This window comes from Paucibacter sp. PLA-PC-4 (genome assembly GCF_026241155.1).
Classification (GTDB): domain Bacteria; phylum Pseudomonadota; class Gammaproteobacteria; order Burkholderiales; family Burkholderiaceae_C; genus Roseateles_E.
Window position 1 is genome coordinate 130993 of the sequence record NZ_JAPFGP010000015.1, and the last position, 17285, is coordinate 148277.

At 66.1% G+C, this 17285-nt stretch carries 20 protein-coding genes; 12 read left to right on the top strand and 8 right to left on the bottom strand.

All coding sequences use genetic code 11. The annotated features are described in order from the left end of the window. Positions 1 to 19: 19 nt before the first annotated feature. Positions 20 to 2833 carry a TonB-dependent receptor gene (locus OOZ63_RS21520; protein ID WP_266007662.1) on the bottom strand — a complete coding sequence of 938 codons (2814 nt, stop codon included), beginning with the start codon at positions 2831 to 2833 and terminating at the stop codon, positions 20 to 22. A 361-nt stretch (positions 2834 to 3194) separates the two neighbouring features. On the opposite strand from OOZ63_RS21520, the gene OOZ63_RS21525 reads away from it, so the two are divergent. From OOZ63_RS21525 to OOZ63_RS21535, 3 genes are read left to right on the top strand one after another with little or no spacing between them, the layout of a single operon-like run. Next, positions 3195 to 3482, top strand: a complete 288-nt coding sequence (locus tag OOZ63_RS21525) for a hypothetical protein (RefSeq protein ID WP_266007663.1) — start codon at positions 3195 to 3197, stop codon at positions 3480 to 3482. Between the two features lie 14 nt (positions 3483 to 3496). After that, complete coding sequence (locus tag OOZ63_RS21530) at positions 3497 to 4342, top strand: DUF692 domain-containing protein (RefSeq protein WP_266007664.1); 846 nt, start codon at positions 3497 to 3499, stop codon at positions 4340 to 4342. Then, positions 4339 to 5109, top strand: a complete 771-nt coding sequence (locus OOZ63_RS21535; protein ID WP_266007665.1) for a DNA-binding domain-containing protein — start codon at positions 4339 to 4341, stop codon at positions 5107 to 5109. The genes OOZ63_RS21530 and OOZ63_RS21535 overlap by 4 nt, the downstream gene beginning before the upstream one ends. Here the strand turns inward: OOZ63_RS21535 and OOZ63_RS21540 are convergent. After that, on the bottom strand, positions 5106 to 5840 hold the full coding sequence (locus OOZ63_RS21540; protein WP_266007666.1) for a hypothetical protein: 735 nt from the start codon (positions 5838 to 5840) through the stop codon (positions 5106 to 5108). The genes OOZ63_RS21535 and OOZ63_RS21540 overlap by 4 nt on opposite strands. A gap of 247 nt (positions 5841 to 6087) precedes the next feature. Then, complete coding sequence (locus OOZ63_RS21545; protein ID WP_266007667.1) at positions 6088 to 6591, bottom strand: ureidoglycolate lyase; 504 nt, start codon at positions 6589 to 6591, stop codon at positions 6088 to 6090. A gap of 76 nt (positions 6592 to 6667) precedes the next feature. On the opposite strand from OOZ63_RS21545, the gene OOZ63_RS21550 reads away from it, so the two are divergent. The 6 genes from OOZ63_RS21550 to OOZ63_RS21575 are packed head-to-tail and all read left to right on the top strand — an operon-like array spanning position 6668 to position 10697. Continuing rightward, positions 6668 to 7204 (top strand): peroxiredoxin, encoded by a 537-nt coding sequence (locus tag OOZ63_RS21550; protein WP_266007716.1) that lies wholly within the window; start codon positions 6668 to 6670, stop codon positions 7202 to 7204. A gap of 10 nt (positions 7205 to 7214) precedes the next feature. Further along, on the top strand, positions 7215 to 8036 hold the full coding sequence (locus OOZ63_RS21555) for a MipA/OmpV family protein (protein ID WP_266007668.1): 822 nt from the start codon (positions 7215 to 7217) through the stop codon (positions 8034 to 8036). Positions 8037 to 8081: 45 nt separating this feature from the next. Next, a complete protein-coding gene (locus tag OOZ63_RS21560) occupies positions 8082 to 9440 on the top strand; it encodes an MATE family efflux transporter (RefSeq protein ID WP_266007669.1) in 1359 nt (452 codons plus the stop codon). After that, the gene (locus tag OOZ63_RS21565) at positions 9424 to 9774 is read left to right on the top strand and encodes a hypothetical protein (RefSeq protein ID WP_266007670.1); all 351 of its coding nucleotides are present in this window, start codon (positions 9424 to 9426) and stop codon (positions 9772 to 9774) included. The genes OOZ63_RS21560 and OOZ63_RS21565 overlap by 17 nt, the downstream gene beginning before the upstream one ends. A gap of 49 nt (positions 9775 to 9823) precedes the next feature. Continuing rightward, the gene (locus tag OOZ63_RS21570) at positions 9824 to 10012 is read left to right on the top strand and encodes a hypothetical protein (RefSeq protein ID WP_266007671.1); all 189 of its coding nucleotides are present in this window, start codon (positions 9824 to 9826) and stop codon (positions 10010 to 10012) included. A gap of 52 nt (positions 10013 to 10064) precedes the next feature. Beyond that, a complete protein-coding gene (locus tag OOZ63_RS21575) occupies positions 10065 to 10697 on the top strand; it encodes a YitT family protein (protein ID WP_266007672.1) in 633 nt (210 codons plus the stop codon). Positions 10698 to 10713: 16 nt separating this feature from the next. On the opposite strand, the gene OOZ63_RS21580 is transcribed toward OOZ63_RS21575, so the two are convergent. Continuing rightward, positions 10714 to 11877, bottom strand: a complete 1164-nt coding sequence (locus tag OOZ63_RS21580) for a glycosyltransferase (RefSeq protein WP_266007673.1) — start codon at positions 11875 to 11877, stop codon at positions 10714 to 10716. Positions 11878 to 11946: 69 nt separating this feature from the next. Then, positions 11947 to 12228: a hypothetical protein gene (locus OOZ63_RS21585; RefSeq protein ID WP_266007674.1), complete on the bottom strand. Its 282-nt coding sequence runs from the start codon at positions 12226 to 12228 to the stop codon at positions 11947 to 11949. Between the two features lie 169 nt (positions 12229 to 12397). Here OOZ63_RS21585 and OOZ63_RS21590 point away from each other — a divergent pair, with 169 nt between their 5' ends. Continuing rightward, positions 12398 to 13138: a Crp/Fnr family transcriptional regulator gene (locus OOZ63_RS21590; RefSeq protein WP_266007675.1), complete on the top strand. Its 741-nt coding sequence runs from the start codon at positions 12398 to 12400 to the stop codon at positions 13136 to 13138. 2 nt (positions 13139 to 13140) lie between these two features. On the opposite strand, the gene OOZ63_RS21595 is transcribed toward OOZ63_RS21590, so the two are convergent. Continuing rightward, positions 13141 to 13749: a hypothetical protein gene (locus tag OOZ63_RS21595; protein WP_266007676.1), complete on the bottom strand. Its 609-nt coding sequence runs from the start codon at positions 13747 to 13749 to the stop codon at positions 13141 to 13143. 127 nt (positions 13750 to 13876) lie between these two features. After that, on the bottom strand, positions 13877 to 15067 hold the full coding sequence (locus OOZ63_RS21600) for a polyhydroxyalkanoate depolymerase (protein ID WP_266007677.1): 1191 nt from the start codon (positions 15065 to 15067) through the stop codon (positions 13877 to 13879). A 107-nt stretch (positions 15068 to 15174) separates the two neighbouring features. Here OOZ63_RS21600 and OOZ63_RS21605 point away from each other — a divergent pair, with 107 nt between their 5' ends. Next, positions 15175 to 15831, top strand: coding sequence for a glutathione S-transferase (locus OOZ63_RS21605; protein WP_266007717.1), 657 nt, complete (start codon positions 15175 to 15177; stop codon positions 15829 to 15831). Positions 15832 to 15861: 30 nt separating this feature from the next. On the opposite strand, the gene OOZ63_RS21610 is transcribed toward OOZ63_RS21605, so the two are convergent. Further along, positions 15862 to 16284 carry a cupin domain-containing protein gene (locus tag OOZ63_RS21610; protein ID WP_266007678.1) on the bottom strand — a complete coding sequence of 141 codons (423 nt, stop codon included), beginning with the start codon at positions 16282 to 16284 and terminating at the stop codon, positions 15862 to 15864. Positions 16285 to 16402: 118 nt separating this feature from the next. On the opposite strand from OOZ63_RS21610, the gene OOZ63_RS21615 reads away from it, so the two are divergent. After that, a complete protein-coding gene (locus OOZ63_RS21615; RefSeq protein WP_266007679.1) occupies positions 16403 to 17284 on the top strand; it encodes a transglutaminase-like domain-containing protein in 882 nt (293 codons plus the stop codon). Position 17285: the final 1 nt, after the last annotated feature.

Here is a 17285-nt window from a genome sequence, read left to right on the forward strand (position 1 = left end):
TTGCGACTGATGTCGGACGTCAGAATTTCATGCGCAGGTTCAGGTAGAACTGGCGCCCGCTCTCATGCCAGTAGCCGGGGGCGTTCTCGCTGAGGTCATAGGTGTGGCGCACCGGGTTCAGCAGGTTGTTGCCATCCAAGTGGATGCTCAGGTCCTTGTTGATGCGATAACCCAGCGAGGCCGCCAGCGCGCCGTATCCCTTGTAATAGCGCAGGCCGTTGTACGTGGTGACGACACCGGCTGGCGTGGTCGGCTGGACGTTGGTGCCGTTACCGACGAAGCCGAAGCTGTAGTCGGTGCGGTAGTTCCAGGCCAGGCTCGCGGAGAACTTGTCGTCCTCATAGAAGCCGCGCAGGTTGTAGGTCCACTTCGAGGTGCCCAGCATCTCGACGCCATCCTTGTCCTCGGAGTCGATATAGGTGGCGTTGACGCCGAAGCCGAAGCCGCCAGCGATCGGCATCTCCAGCGCGGCCTCGGCGCCTTGCAGCTTGGCCTTCACGCCGACGCGCGAAGTCACGGTGTAGGTCGTGTTCTTGCCCTGGCTGATGTTGAAGTACTCGATCGCCGAGGTGCCGGCCTTGACGTAGTTCTGTAGCCGCTGCGTGAACAGGCCGCCCGACAGCACGGCGCGCGGAGCGAAGTACCAAGACAGGGTGGCGTCCATATTCGTGGACAGCACGGGCTTGAGCTGAGGGTTACCGCTGGTGCCAGTCAGCAGGGTGTCGTTCAACGAGACGGCGCCGGCCAGCTCGTTGTAGTTCGGGCGGCCCAGCGAGCGCGAGGCCGAGGCGCGCGCGATCAGGTCGCTGCGCAGGTCCCAGCGCAGGTTCATGCTCGGCAGGATCGCCGAATGCTTGGTGCTGGTCAGGCGCGGCAGATAGGTGCCGAGCTTGGAGCCGACGATGGCGCCGGGCACGGCGCAGGGCTGCAAGGCCACGCATTGCGTCAGCGCCTGGTAAGACAGCGAGTCCACCGAGGTGCTGACATGGCGCAGGCCGGCGTTGCCGCTGATCTGCGGGCTCAGCTCGAACTCGCCCATGAAGTACAGCGCGTCGTTCTTCTCGTCGACCGCATAGCCGCTGGTCAGCGAGCGGTTCAGCACCGGGTCCCAGTTCATGTACTGGGCGCCGAAGGCGCGCAGCTGCTCGGCGCTGTAGCGGAACAGGCCCTGGGGCAGCTGGGCCTTGACGCCCGAGGCCCAGTCCGAGGGGTAGGCGCCCGCCGGCGCCGGGAACGTCCCCGGCGGGATGATGTTGTCCACCAGCTGACCGCCGGTGACGGGGATGAAGGCCACGCCCTGGTCGGTGGCGTTCCAGCGGCCGCCGACGACGTCATAGCTGCGCTTGTGCTTGGCGCTGCGCAGGCCCCACTTCAGGTTAGTGATCAGCGAGCCGCCTACCGCGTACTCGGCGTCCAGGTGCAGGTAGTCCTCCTTGTCCTTGGACACCACGGCGGCTGCGGTGTTGCTCATCATCACGAAGTTCGACACATTGCCCATGTCAATGGGCTGGTTGGCCGAGTTCAGCATCGTCCAGCTGGTTCCCTTGGACGGGTCGATGCTGTAGCTCATATTCGGGTTGATCAGGCCGAAGGTCAGCTGCGGCTGCTGCTTGGTCTCGCCCTGGCCCTTGGTGGTGCCGATGCGGCTGCGCAGGGTCAGTTTGTCGGTGGGCGTGAACTTGAGGTCAAAGTCGTAGAAGGAGCTCAGCGACTCGGCGCCGTCGCGCAGGATCTTGTCGTACTCGAAGCCGACCACGCGCTGGGCGGCCGGCGCATTGGCCGGGCGCTCCAGGCGCGCGCTGGTGATGACGTTGCCGTCGAACTTAGCGTCCTTGATCAGCCAGCCGGCGCCCACCAACCCGGTCGGCAACGCGAAGCCGGAGGTGTTGTAGTTGTCGGCCTTGAGCACGCTGCGGAAGCCGCTCAGCGAGGCCTCCAGTCTATCGCTGGGCTTGAACTGCAGCACGGTCGAGATGCCGGTGCGCTTGCGCACGCCCTCGAACATCGCGTTGTTAATGCTGCCGGGCATGCGCTTGCCGGCCAGCTCAGAGTTGCCAGAGGCGGCCGCCTGGGCAGCGGTGATCACGCCGTAGCTGAAGGTCTCCTCGCCATCGCGGCGCAGGTGGCGGTCTTCCTTGTAGGCCTGCAGCAGCACGCCGAAGGTATTGCTCTCGTTCTTCCAGGAGACCAGTCCGCTGAGCTGCGGATCGGTCTTGCCGGGCAGGTCTGCGTAGATGGCGCCAACCGCCAACTCGCCGCTCAGGCGTTGCTTGAAGTCCAGCGGCTTGCGCAGCAGGATGTCCACGCTACCCGAGATGCCGCCCTCGGTCAGGTCGGCGCGTTGGGTCTTGTAGACGATCGACTGGCCGATCAGCTGCGAGGGCAGCAGGCCGAAGCCCACCGAGCGACCACTGTTGCCCTGGTCGCCGACGTGCCAGTCACCCGATGACAAGGCGTGGCCGTTGACCGTCACCAGGTTCAGGTTGGGGCTGGTGCCGCGGATGGCGACGCGCTCGGCCTCGTCCATCGCCAGTGCACCGCCGAACTGCACATTCACGCCAGGCAGGCGGGACAGTGCGTCGGCGATGTTCTTGTCGGGCATCTTGCCCACGTCCTCGGCCGAGACCACCTCGACGTTGGTGTCGGCATTGCGCTTGGTATCGATCGACTTCTGAATCGAGGCACGGATGCCAGTCACGACAACCTGTTCGAGTTGCTGGTTCTTTCCAATCTCGGTGTCTGGTTTGGGGGCGGCCTGCTGGGCCAATGCCAGGGTGGGCAGCAAGGCCAGCGAAACGGCGCTGGCGATCTGGGTGAGGGGGAAGCTCTTCATGGTGGTCGGTCTCCTGGATGGCGCGGCGCCTGTAAGTCTGGACCTCGTTGCCGCAGCGTTAGTAGACCTTTTTCTAGACCAAAGCGCAATCCACCCCATGAAAACCACTAAGAGGTCTCGCGAGACTCTGCCGTTTACTGAAGATCTTTTGCGGAGAATCGATATCAACGATCTTCTTAAGGTCTTGTTTTATGGTACCAATTTACACGCATTGATGTTCTTGGTCTCTGCGTTCGCCAAGGTGTTCGGCCGCAGAAATCTTGGGTTGGCGGTGTAAGGCCGGGTTCGGCGTTCGCGACAGAGCCCGTGCAAGCGATCTGACTTGCTTTACTGGTCCCTCAGGACCGAACGGAGATTCACCATGCTGACCAAGACCCAAGGCGCCTGCCTTGCCGCCGCCGCCGCAATGTTTGCGATGAATGCTTTTGCCGCCCCGGCGCCCGCCGGCAGCAGTGGCCTGGCCGTAGCTGCCAGCGACAAGGTGCACTGCTACGGCGTGCACGATTGCAAGGGCAACTCAGACTGCAAGACCAGCGAGAACGCCTGCAAGGGCCAGAACGGCTGCAAGGGCCATGGTTTCAAGGGAATGGAAGCCAAGGCCTGCCTGGACAAGGGCGGCGTGATCGCCGACCTTATGGCCAAAAAGTAAGCGAAAGGCCGCCGATGTCCGCCATCACGCGGCCCAGCCCAGGTTTCGGCCTGGGCCTGCGCAGCGCCCACTACGGCGCCTTTCTCTCCGAGCCCCAGCCGGTCGACTGGTTGGAGATCATCTCGGAGAACTATATGGTGCCCGGCGGCAAGCCGATGCAGATGCTGGAGGCAATCCGCACGCGGTATCCGATGGCCATGCATGGCGTGTCGCTGTCCATCGGCGCGGTGGCCGGCCCCGACGCCGCCTACCTGCGCCAGTTGCGGGCGCTGACGCAGCGGGTGCAGCCGCTGTGGGTCTCCGACCATCTGTGCTGGACCGGGGTGCGCGGCCGCCAGATGCATGATCTGCTGCCACTGCCCTATACCGAGGAGGCCCTGACCGTGGTTGCGCGCAATGTAGCTCGGGTGCAGGACGCACTGGGCCGGCGCCTGGTGCTGGAGAACGTCTCCAGCTATATCGAGTACCAGGACTCGGCAATGAGTGAGGCGCAGTTCCTGGCCGAGCTGTGCCAGCGCGCCGACTGCCTCTTGCTGGTCGATCTGAACAACATCCATGTCAGTGCGGTCAATCACGGCTTCGATGCGCTCGACTACCTGGACGCACTGCCACGCGATCGCGTGCAGCAGTTCCATCTGGCCGGCCATAGCGACTACGGCGACCACCTGGTCGACACCCATGACCACCCCATCGCCTCACCTGTCTGGGCCTTGTACCGGGCGGCGCTGCGCCGCTTCGGGCCGGTGGCGACGATGGTGGAGCGCGACGACCGCATCCCGCCGCTGGCGGAGCTGCTGGCCGAGTTAGACATCGCGCGTGCCATTGCATCGGAAGCTGATGAAGTGGAGCTCGCGGTATGACGGCGCTCGAAGTCCTGCAAGTCGAGTTCCAGGCCCTGCTGCTGGACCAGCCGCAGCAGTTCGCTGCTGCGGTCAAGACCGGCGGCATCGGCGTCGAGCGGCGGCTGGCGATCTACCATCGGGCCTACCGTGGCCGCCTGGTCGAAACCCTGCTGGACAGCTACGGCCATACGGCCGCCTATTTGGGCGATGAGGCGTTCGAGCGCGAGGCGTGCGACTACCTGATCGCCCATCCCTCAAGTCAACCCAGCCTGCGCTGGTTCGGCGCCGCCTTCCCGGCCTGGCTGGCCGAGCGCCATCCGCAGGATCTCGACATCGCCGAGCTGGCGGCACTGGACTGGGCCCTGCGCGAGGCCTTCGATGCCGCCGACGCTCAAACCCTGACCCCTGCCGACCTGGCAGCGCTGCCGGCCGAGGCCTGGGCCACGGTCGGCTTCGGCCTGCCGCCGAGCTACCGGCGACTGCGCCTGAGCCACAACACGCTGACCATCTGGCAGGCCCTGGATCAGGATGAAGCGCCGCCCTCGGCAGAGCCGTTGGCGCAGACACTGGATGTGTTGATCTGGCGGCGCGGCACCAGCCCGCACTTCCGCAGTCTTGCTGCGCTGGAGGCCGCCGCGCTGGATGCCCTGGCCCAGGGTCGAAGCTTCGCCATGCTGTGTGAGGACTTGAGCGAACGCTTTCCCGAGAAGGACACCGCGAGCGAGGCCGGCGGGCTGCTCTGGCGCTGGGTCGAGGAGGGGCTGCTGACGGCCCCTTGCTTCTAGACTTGGGCCTCGTAGTTCAGCCGGTGCATGACCTCGTAGGCACCGGTGATCCTGCCATGATGGTTCATCGTCGTGGACGTCTGGCCCCGGACTTCGTGGGCCCAGGTGACAGTCAGCTCGCAGCGCCTGACCAAAGGTGTCGTGACGACGCCGTTGTTCGCTGCGATGCTACGTTCGTTGAGTTTGATGTCTAGCACCGCAGGATCGACCTGGTAGGTCTGTCGATCTGCTGCGGCCGAGAGCAAATGGGCCGGCAACTGGGTCTCGGCCTCGAATCGGCTACCATCAACGCGCTCGCAGCGACCGGTGAGCAGATTGCGTGGCTGTACGCTTGCTGGCAGGCCCAGGACGACGGTGACGCCTGTGCCATTGCGGGTCTGGGTGACCGGGCCTACGGGCGCCAGCACCACGAAAGGCCGGGGAGGCGCGGCACTGCTGACATGGCTGTCGGCGCCGCGATGGAACACAACGCTGACGCTGGGCTGCTCGCCGGCATGGATGAAGCTGGCGCCATAGCGCTCGCGCCTACCGTCGCTCGAGTCGCGCAGCTCGATCAACTGGCCGCCAAAGCTTGCGCTGAGGCGATCGCCGCCGCTGGGGCGTACAACGGTTGCAGCATTGGCGCTCTGGCTCAGTTGCGCCTGGATCGTGACAGTGTTGCCGCTCTGACTGATACGGTGGCGCGCACTGATGTCCTCCAGCCGCAGGTCGGCCGAGTCTTTGCAGTTCAAGAAGATGCAGCCAATGGCCTCGCCAATACCTTCGCCAATATCTTCTGCGATGTCCGACCCGACGCTGCAACCGGCCAATAGTATGGCTGTTGCTGCCGCCGCGATGAAAAGACCTCGACGGGGCGGCGCAGTACGCCGCCGCACGGACTTCTTGTGTTTGGTTTTCATGACTCTCCCTGATGGATTGATCTTGGGCCCATGCCCAGACCCCACTTTTTGTGCCGCGCATGCTAGCGCAATAGTCCGGTCAGAGAGACGGGATCGACACCGTCGCTGTCAAGGCGCATTCATCGCAGTTGCCCCCCGGCCCTACCCTGTCAATCACCAGGAAATCACTCGGCGCCTGCAGCGCCAGCAAGGGGTGGTGCCAGACGCCCGGCGCGTAGTTGATGCCTTGATCGGCCCGGGCCACGAAGCAGTGCAGGTCCTCGGCCTGTGGCGCGGTGCCAGGTCTTGCCACAACGATCAGATAGGGCCGGCCTGACAGCGGCACGAAGGCCTGCGAGCCCAGCGGGTGGCGCTCCATCAGGGTCAGTGTGGCGGGCAGGGCGCGCGGCTGGCCGCGAAAGATGCTGAGGATCAGCCGGCCCTGCGGGCCGGGCTGCAGCTTCGCCAGGTCGTGATAGCGCTCTGTGGTGCCGCCGTTGATCGGGAAGTGCCGGGTGGCCGCGTCGGTGGCGATCACCTCGCCGAACGGGGCGAAGGCGGCGGCGGTCAGCGGCTGCGGCGTCAGCAGGAGGGGCGTGTTCATGGCCACGACTCTAGCGCCGGCGCCGATTTCGGCGATCATCAGGGCCTTGATGTCATCGCTGCGAAGGCCCTCCATGATGATCCGCCGCTTGCTCCTCTGCGCCGCCTTGCTGGCGAGCCTGCCCGCCGCCCAGGCGGCGCTCAAGCCTGGCGCGCCTGCGCCCGACTTTTCGGCCGAGGCCGCCATCGGTGGCCAGCCCTTCCGCTTCAGTCTGGCGGCCGAGTTGAAGAAAGGCCCGGTGGTGCTGTACTTCTACCCCAAGGCCTTCACCAGCGGCTGCACGATAGAAGCGCATCAGTTCGCCGAGGCCAGTGATCGCTTCAAGGCGCTGGGTGCCACCGTGATTGGCATCTCCAAGGACGACATCCAGACGCTGAAGAAGTTCTCGGTCGAGGCCTGCCGCAACAAGTTCGCGGTGGCGGCTGACGCGGGTGGCACAGTGATGAAAGACTATGACGCCGCGCTGCGCCTGCTGCCCGGCACTGCCGACCGCATCTCCTATCTGATCACGCCTGAAGGCCGTATCGGCGCGGTGTTCGCAAGTCTGAGCCCCGACGGCCATGTCGACGCGATGCTGAAGGCGGCGCAGCAGTGGAAGGCAAGCGCTAAATAGGCTGCCCACTATGCATGGTGCCCCGGTCCTGCTGGCCCTGCTGCTGATGCACGGGGCCGGGCTTGCCGAGACGGCGACGTCGGCCGCGCAGCCTCGCTTTCTGCTCGGCGCCTCGCTGTTCAATGCGCCCGAGTATTCGGGGGCCAGGCACAGCGAGGCCAGGCTGCGGCCTGTGTGGGCCTATCAGCATGGGCGCTTTCGCGTCAGCACCTCGCGGGCCGGCGGCCTGCTTGGCTTTGGCGGCGAAGCCGGCGGCTCCGGCGCCAGCGCGGAGCTGATCAGCGGTGAGCGCATCAAGCTGGGGCTGGCGCTGCGGGTCGATGGGGGCCGCAGCAGTGGCGATTCGCCGCGACTGGCTGGTCTGCCCGATGTCCGGCGAACACTGCGCGGTCGGCTTTATGCGGGCTATGCACTGAACCGGCAGTGGTCGCTGTCGGCCGGTCTTTCACAAGACCTGATGGGGCGCGGTGGCGGCGCGACGCTGGGATTGGGCCTGGGCTACCGGGCCCGACTGGGCGAGCGCAGCGAATGGAGCGCGGGAGCCGGCATCAATATCGGTGACCGCCGCCACCTGCGCAGCTATTACGGCATCAGCGCTCAGGCCGCAGATTCCAGCGGGCTGGCGCGGTACCGCCCTGGCGCCAGCGCGACTGATTTGCATGCGGGCCTGGGTCTGACCACTGCGCTGGGACCGCACTGGGTGGCCTTTGCCAGCCTGGGCGTGTCGCAACTGCTGGCCGACGCGGCCGCCAGCCCACTGACCGAGCGGGAACGCGGCTTCACCGGCGCTGTAGGGTTGGCGTATCGCTGGGGCGCTGAAACCCGCCGGTAACCGGCAGCAGCGGCTAGCATGCCGGGCTGCCCGCTCCCGCCGCCGATGTCCACTCCCGCCGCCCCGCTCGCTCGCCCCCGCCTGTTCTCGCTCGCCTGGCCTCTGTTCATCGAGTTGCTGCTGGGCATTGCGGTGGGCATGGTCGGTACCTTGCTCGCCGCACGCGTGTCGGACGCCGCCGGCGCCGCCTTCGCGTTGGCCAACCATGTCTCGGCCACGCTCTTCATTCTGTTTCGCATCATCGGCGCCGGCGTCAGCGTGGTGGTCACGCAGAGCCTGGGGGGTGGGAGGCGTGACCAGGCCCAGGCTCTTTCGCGTGCGGCGCTTGGCGCCAGCAGTTGGATCGGCGGCATCGCTGGCGGGGCTGCAATGGTCGGCGCCGGTCCGCTGCTGCGCTTGATGAATGCGCCGGCCGAGGTCTTGCCGCTTGCCTTGCCTTTCCTGATGGCACTCGCGCCGGCCCTGCTGCTCGATGCCTGGAACGCCGCGATGGCCAGCGTGATGCGGGCCCATTTGCGCACCCGCGACACACTGGCCGTGCTGGTGACCATGCAATTGGCGCAATTGGCGTTGGCGATCCCGTTGATGGGCTGGCTGGGCCTGCCAGGCTTTGCGCTGGCCCTGGTGCTGAGCCGCGCGCTGGCGCTGGGCCTGCATCTTTGGCTGTGGCGTGCCCGGCTGGACATTCATCCGGCCTGGGACGACTGGTGGCGCCTACCGCGCCGCGAGCTGGCGGCGGTGCTGCATATCGGTCTGCCCGGCGCGGCCGAGAACATCGCCTATCGGCTGGCATTCATGGTCAGCGTCGCAGTGGCCGGCCAGCTGGGCGCTACGGCGCTGGCCACCCATTCCTATGCATCGCAGTTGATGTACTTCGTATTGCTGTTCGGCCTGGCCACCGGGTTCGCCGCCGAGATCGTGGTCGGCCACATGATTGGCGCCGGCCAGCTGCACGCGGCGCACCAGCTGGTGCGCCGGGCGCTGGCGCGCGGCCTAGTGGTCAGCGTCGCGGTGGCCACCGCGGCGGCGCTGGCCTCGCCCTGGCTGCTGCGCTTGTTCACTGCCGACCCGGCCATCATCGCCGCCGGTACCTCGCTGATGTGGCTCACCGTGATCCTGGAGCCGGGCCGCACCTTCAATCTGGTCGTCATCAATGCGCTGCGCGCTGCCGGCGATGCCCGCTATCCGGTGATAGTGGGTGCCGGCTCGATGCTGGTCGTGCTGGCCGGTGGCAGCTGGCTCTTGGGCCAGGTGATGGGTATGGGCCTGGTGGGCATCTGGATTGCCTATGCGGCCGACGAGTGGATACGCGGCCTGCTGATGTGGCGGCGCTGGGCCACCCACGGTTGGGTGCCGCATGCGCGCGGTGTGCACCGGCGGCTGCGCCGTGGCCACACTGCCTGAGGGGCATTCAGTCCGCAACGGCACCCGGCAGCAGCGCCAGCCGGGCAGCCCGAAACTCGACCAGCGCACGCACCCGCAGCGGCTGGTGACTGCGCGCCACGCAGAGCAGGTGGGCGATCTGCTGCATCCCCGCCAGCGTTCGTTGCCGGTACTGATGGACACCAACGACATCGGCTGGCCCGGCAGCCCGTTCGCCCCGCACGAGGAGGCGGTCGATGCGTCGGCGCCGATCCAGGGCATTCCTCAGCTGATCGCGCTGACCCCGGTCCATCAGGTGCGCATCGTCGGCGCCACGATCCCGCCCATCGAGGGGCGCTGCAGGGCTTGCCGCTGAAGGGCCATTACAGCCCCGCCAAGGATCATGTTCGCGACGAGGTCAACCGATGGATACGCGAGAGCGGGGCTTTCGAAGCGGCGGTCGATTTCGTTGCCATGCCTGCGCGGCCCGACCCAGTCGCTTGCTGGCCCGCTTCGATTTCGGCGACCGTCTGCACCCCGGCGATGCCTGCCACCGGGCGATGGCGGCACTGATCGATCTGGAGCAGTTGCTGGGTCCGGCCCACGAGCGATAAAGGCGTAGACCGGCGGTGCCCTGGCTTGGCACGCTTCATGCAAAACTCGCGCATGGACTCATCCGCAGTGCCCGCCCCCATCGACCCCAGCATCCGCAGCCATACGCTGTTCGAGGACGCGCAGGCCATTTTCACCGGCGTTCTCTTCGTCTCGTTGGCGCTGATTCTGTTCGCCCAGGTGGGGCTGCTGACAGGAGGTACGGCCGGTGCAGCTTTTGTGCTGCACTACGCCACCGGTATCGGCCTGGGCAAGCTATTCTTCGTGATCAACATTCCGTTTTACTGGTTCGCATGGGTGCGCATGGGGCGGGAGTTCACCCTGAAGACCTTTGTCGCGATCAGCCTGCTGTCGGCGCTGACCGAGTGGTCGCCCCAGCTGTTTGCGATCGAGCGCCTGCACCCGGCATATGCGGCGGTGCTGGGCGGGCTGCTGCTGGGCTCGGGCTGCCTGTTTCTAGCGCGGCACCGGGCCAGCCTAGGCGGGGCCACCATCGTCTCGCTTTACCTGCAACAGGCCAAGGGCTGGCGGGCCGGCAAGGTGCAGATGGGCATCGACTGCCTCATCGTGTTGCTGGCGCTGACCGTGGTCGAGCCCTCGCGCGTCGCCTATTCGGTGCTAGCGGCTGTCGTGATGAACCTCTTTATCGCGGTCAACCACAAGCCGGGCCGCTACGCGGTGCTGTGAGCCGGCCGCGCGCGCGTCAAACCGCCAGCAGCGGTGCCGGTGCGGTTTGCCAGGCGTGGGCGCGGCCTTGTAGAACGTCGGCCAGGATTTCGGGCAGCTCGAACACGGCGCGGTTGTCGATCAGGCGCAGATTGGCCTTGAACTCGTCGAGCCGCCCCAGCAGCTCGAGCACCGCCGGCCGGATGTGGCGCGCCGAGCGGCTGACCACGCCCAGGCCCTGCTCCTGCACCCACTCGGCGTTGTAGCGCTCCTGCGGCAGAGTCCAGGCATTGCTAAAGGTGACGATGGGCAGGCCTTGCTGGGCTGCCTCACTGAGGCAGCCCGGGCCGGGCTTGCCGATGAAGAAATCGGCAAGCTGCAGATAGCGCTGCACCTCGGGAGTGAATTCCAGCACCGCGCGCGGGGCCGCGCAGGTCTGGCCGCGCAGCTGCTCTGCCAGGGCCCTGTTGTGGCCGCACAGCAGAATCAGCTGCACATCCTGGAGCTGGCGCTCGATGGCGGCCATGGCCATCGAGCCGTGGCCGCCGAACAGCACCACGCCGGTGGGCCGGTCCGGGTCGAGCCCGAGCCGGCAGCGCTCGGCGCGACGGTTCAGCGCCAGCGGGCGATAGAAGTCGGGCCGTATCAGCATGCCCGAGCTGCGGTGGATTTGCGCGTCCGGGTAGCCGGCGGCCCGGGCCTGGGCTACTGCCTTGGCCGTGCCGCAAACCAGATGGCCCCGACCGTCGGGCTCGATCCAGAAGTGCGGCGGCAGATCGGCCATATCGGTTAGCACCGTGACAAAGGGGGCGCCCGGCATCACCTCGGCCAAGCCTTCAGCCAACGCGCGGTTGAAATTTGGCATCAGCGAGACGACCAGGTCGGGCGGTGCGTCCTGCCAGTGCCGGCACAGGCGCTTGACGATGGCTGCGTGACCCAGCCGTATCAGCGCCTGCAGCAGCCACAGCTCCTGTGCCAAGCCCAGGGTCCATCCTCGGGCCAGCCGCAGGTTGTAGAGGTCTTCGGGGGCGATGCTGGTGAGGCGCCGAAAGCGCTGTTGCGGGTCCAGCATGTCAACCAGATTGACGCAGCGCACCCGCCAGGCGCGACCCTGCTGTCGGATGACGGCCTCCAGGGCCTGGGCAGCGGCGCGGTGGCCGCCGCCGGCATTGAGGTAGATCAGGTCAAGCGTTGTCGTCATCGTCGCTGCGGATCGGCCAGGCTGGGGACATGCTCGCCGCAGGGAATGACCGGGCCATGACAGCCAACCTCAGCCGGCCTTACCGGTGCGGGCCGAGCTGCCGGTCCGGGCCTTGGAAAACTCCTCCACCATCGATATCCGCAGCTGGTCCAGGGCCTGGATGCAGTCCAGTATCGCGTCCTCGAATGGGCCGCCTGGGGGGGTGTCTGCCAGCTGGGTCAGGCGGGTCTGTACCGCCCGGAACAGCACATCCCAGTCCTCGATCGAGACATCTAGCGCTTGTGGCGGCCGTGTGTCGCTCTGCTGGGAGCCGGTCTGGGCCGGTGCGGGAGCGGGAACAAGTCGGATCATGGGGCGGCCCTCAGGGTGGCGAATGATGAATGCTGGGATGTGGCCTGCCAATACAGCAGAATCCGGCCAGCGCAACGCAATGTAGGGTTTCGTGCAAGCTGGCCCTGTGTCAAAAGATGTGTTGCACCGGCCCGGCTGGTGTGTACCCCCAAGAGAGGGATCAACAAGAATGAGCGACGTCCTGCCCTGCAGCCAATGTCCCTTGCGGCCGCTGCCGCTGTTTCTAAGCCATAACGAAGAGGAGCTGGAGCTCGTGCAGTCGCTGAAGCGGCGCGAGCAACGCCTGGGTCCCGACGAGACCTTGATCGACGAGGGCCAGACCGACGCGCCGCTGTACACCTTGCTCAGCGGCTGGGCCTATCGTTTCAAGACGCTCAGCGACGGCCGCCGCCAGATCCTGAACTTTTTGCTCCCCGGTGACTTCATCGGCGTGCAGCAGAAGATGAGCGATGCTGCCGCCCATGGCGTCGTGACCCTGACCGAGGCCGTGTTCTGCGTATTCCAGCGTGACGCGCTGTGGGAGCTGCACCGGCGCAGTCCGTCGATGGGCTTCAACATCACCTGGCTGACCGCGCACGAGGAGTCGATGGTGGACGACACCTTGCTGTCTGTCGGCCGGCGCAGTGCCGAGGAACGCATCGCCAGCCTGTTGATCCTGCTGTTCAAGCGCGCCGCCGCACTGCAAAGAGATGGCGGCGCCGATGGCGTGCCATTCCCGCTGACCCAACAGCATGTGGCCGACGGCTTGGGCCTGTCCCTGGTCCACACCAACCGCACGCTGCGCCTGCTCGAGCGCCGCGGCCTGCACCAGATCAAGGGCGGCCGGCTCTATTTGCGCGATGTGAAGGCGTTGGCGCGCATCGCCGATCTGTACGGCGACGGCCGGCCGCCGCAGCGGCCGCTGGTCTGAGCTCAGACAGGCAAGACTAGACCCAGCAGAAACAGGATCGCCGCGCCGTAGGCGCTTGCCAGCGTGACCGGCTTGCCCCGCATACTGGCATCCCACCAGTCGACGCCCGGCCTGGCCGCGTCGGCGTCCTTGTCCTCGTTGATGTCTACCTGCCCCGAGCGCAGCCGCGCGCGCACCTGGGCCGAGGAGCTCAGCGCCGCCCGCGAGAAGGCGCCGGCGACGAGGAAGAGAAAGTACTGCGCCGGTACGATCAGTACCAGCCAGCCGATGATGGCCAAGCTGAGCGCGAGTGCCAGGATGAGTAGGGGCAGGACTTCAATCCCGATCGGGCTGCGCCGGTTCGCAGTGCGCAGATGCGCGCCACTGGCCACCAGCGGCAGGCCGGCCACCTGCAGGCAGGCGCCGAGGTAGCTCAACGGATTGGCCGAGACCAGAGCGGGGTTTTTGTCAAGCCCGCCCCAAGCCGCCCCGAAGGCGGCGGTCGCAATCGCGATGATCGGACCGGCGCCGGTGTACCAGTCGAGATAGCTGCGCGCAAAGATCCGCTGGAACACCCAGGCGTTGACCACGCACAGCAGCAACAGCCCGATGAAGGAGAGCGCGATGAGCAAGGTGCGTGGCTTGGGCTGAGCTACGGCGGTGGTGGGCATCATCACGATCCTCATGGGAAGCTTGAGATGATGGGGTCATTCCAGTCGTGCATGCAAGCGCCGTGGCGTTCGTGCGCAGCGCTCGCAATTAACCCGCACTCGCGTGGATATGCTCGCGCACCCTCGGGTAGATCTGCTGGTTCCATTTGCGGCCGCTGAACACGCCGTAGTGGCCGACGCCAGTCTGAATGTGGTGGGTCTTCAAATAGGGGCGAACATTGGAGCAAAGGTCTTGCGCAGCGACAGTCTGGCCGACGGCGCAGATGTCGTCGCGCTCGCCCTCGACCGTCATCAGCGCTGTGCGCCGGATCGCGGCCGGCCGCACCGGGCGGCCCCTGTACATCAGCTCGCCCTTGGCCAGGTCATAGGTCTGGAACACCTTCTCAACGGTCTCCAGATAGAACTCGGCGGGCAGGTCGTTGACGGCAAGGTACTCCTCGTAGAAGTCCTGTATCACCTTGGCCTCCTCGCGCCGGCCTTCCATCAGATGCTCGTACATCTGGCGGAATGAGGCCTTGTGGCGTTCCGGGTTCATGCTCATGAAGGCGGTCAGCTGCAGAAAACCGGGGTAGACGCGGCGTCCGAAGCCGGCGTGTGGCAAGGGCACATGGCTGACCAGGTTCTGCGCGAACCACTCGATCGGTTTGCTGATGGCCAAGCGGTTGACTTCGGTAGGGTTGACGCGGCAGTCCACCGGCCCGGCCATCAGGGTCAGGCTGCGCGGCTGGGCGGGATGCATGTCTTCGGCCATCAGCGCGGTGGCGGCCAGCGCGGCCACGCAAGGCTGGCAGACCGCGATCACGTGAGTGTCGGGGCCGATGGCGGCGATGAACTGCATCATGTAGTCGATGTAGTCGTCCAGGCTGAAGGCGCCGTGACGCAGCGCTACATCGCGGGCGTTGTGCCAGTCGGTGATGAAGACATCGTGGTCCTGCAGCAGGGTGCGGGCGGTCTCGCGCAACAGCGTCGCGAAGTGGCCCGACAGCGGCGCCACCAGCAGCACGCGCGGCCGGGTCTCGGGCGCCGGGCCGGTCTTGCGGAAGTGCAGGAGAGTGCCGAAGGGCAGCTTCAGGATGGGCAGCTCGTCGACATCGGCGATCGCGTAAGGCGGACGTGTGTGGGTCAGCCGCATCCGCGAGATCACGTCGCTGGCGGCGGCGATGCTGCGCAGCGCCGATTTCTCTGTCTTCTGGAACCACATCGATGCCGCCAGCTGCTGCGCCATCAGGCGCAGCGGCGACGCCAGGTCAGACTGCAGTTGATAAGCCTGATACAGCATATTGCTCGCCTCTCGGAGTCTGCTTGAGCTTGAGCAAGGAGCGGGCCAAGGCCTTGCGTCTTGGCACAGGGCTTGCGTCGCTCATCGCACAGCGGCAGGGGGTGGCGATGAGCAAAGCGGTGTTGACGATCAGCAGCAAGAACTACGGTGCTTGGGCCCTGCGGGGCTGGCTGATGGCCCGGCTGGCCAAGCTGGAATTCACCGAGCGCGTGATCCCGCCCGACGATCCAGACATGAAGGCCGAGATGCTGCTGCTGTCGGCCTCGATGCGGGTGCCGACCTTGGAACATGAGGGCGTCAAGGTCTGGGACACGTTGGCCATCGGCGAGTACCTCAACGAGATCAAGCCCAAGGCCGGCCTGCTGCCGGCTGACATCGCGGCGCGCGCCCACTGCCGCGCGATCTGCGGCGAGATGCATTCGGGCTTCAGCGCGCTGCGGGCCTCGCTGCCGATGAATATCAAGGCCTATTTCCCTAACTTCAAGCTCTGGTCGCGCGCGCAGAGCGATATCGACCGCGTCGTGATGATCTGGAACGAATGCCTGCAGCGCTACGGCGGCCCCTATCTGTTCGGCGCCAAGCCCTGCATCGCCGATGCGATGTTTGCGCCGGTCGTGACGCGCTTTCTCAGTTACGACGTCAAGCTAGACCCTGCCTGCGCCGCCTACTGCCAATTGATCATGTCTCTGCCGGCGATGCAGGAGTGGGTCAAGGCGGCGCGAGTCGAGCCCGACGAGATCGATGAACTGGATGCTGAGTTTTGACGCGCAGCGCACCCCGCTGGGGCTGCATGCTCACTTCCAGGGCGTCGGGTCCGGAATCGGGCAGACCGGGTCCACATCGATGGACTTGAAGTCCGCCGGCGAGACGATCTCCAGGTATTCCATGTCCGGCGAGTAGTCGAAGAGATAGTGGCGAATACCAGGGCGTTGGTGCACGCAGTCGCCGGCCTCGACCAGTGTTTCCCGATCCTCGTACATGAAGCGGGCCCAGCCCTTGAGCATGATGACGATCTGGAAGTCCGCCTCGTGGCGGTGCCAGCCCGTCCCTTTCTCAGGGGCCATATTGGCCTTGACCAGATGGGCGATCACTTGGCCGTGGGTTGCCTCGGCGATGCCGAGGTCGCGGTACAGGAAGAAATCGCGCAGGCCGCCGCTTACGTAGCCGGTGTCGGCGGGTTTGACGTGCGAGAACAAGGTGTCCGTGCGATCCAGCATGGGAGCTCCTTTCGAGGCATCGAGGCAAAACGCGCTAGGCTGCAGCCGTCGAGCAAGCATTTCCCGTTCCAGCCGCCGGGCTGGCCAGCAATGCCGGGTATCCAGGAGTGGCGTCGCCATGATCCGTATCGAGTTGCAAATCGACCTGAACTACACGATAGGCCCGCAGGGCGCCGATTTCGTCTTCAACATCCATGCCGCCCACACGGCCCACCAGCGCATCAGCGCCGAGAATTTGCGGCTGAGCCAGGCCATCGAGTCGCAGATCCACACCGACCTACTGACCGGCAACCGCTATCTGCGCCTGCGCGCCGAGCCGGGGCCGCTGAGCCTCTCTTACGCGGCCACCGTCGATATCGTGCACCATCGCAGCGCACCCGCGCAGATAGCCGAGGTGCCGGTGCGCAGCCTGCCGCCCGAGGTGATGGGCTATGTCTATCCGAGCCGCTATTGCCAGTCGGACCGGCTGCTTAAACTGGCCAACGACGAGTTCGGCGGACTCTGGCAGGGCTATAACCGCGTGCTGGCGATCCGTGACTGGGTGCAGCGCCATGTGACCTTCGCGTCCAACACGTCCAACTCCAACACCTCGGCGGTGGACACCTTGATCGAGCGGGTCGGCATCTGCCGCGACTTCGCCCATCTGATGATCGCGCTGTGCCGTGCGGTCAACATCCCGGCCCGCTTCACCACCGGCACCGACTACGGGGCCGATCCGGCGCTCGGGCCGCCGGACTTCCATGCCTATGTCGAGGCCTATCTGGGCGACCGCTGGTACATTTTTGATCCATCGGGCACGGCCATCCCGATGGGGCTGCTGCGCTTTGGCACCGGGCGGGATGCGGCCGATGTGGCCTTCGCCACCATCTTCGGCGGCGTGCAGTCTGGCCCGCCGGTGATCAGGGCACAGGCAGTGGAAGATGCCAGTCTCGGCCTAATGCGGCCGCATCACTGTGCCGATGCGCTGTCCAGCGACGCCGGCCGCAGGCTGAAGACCTAGG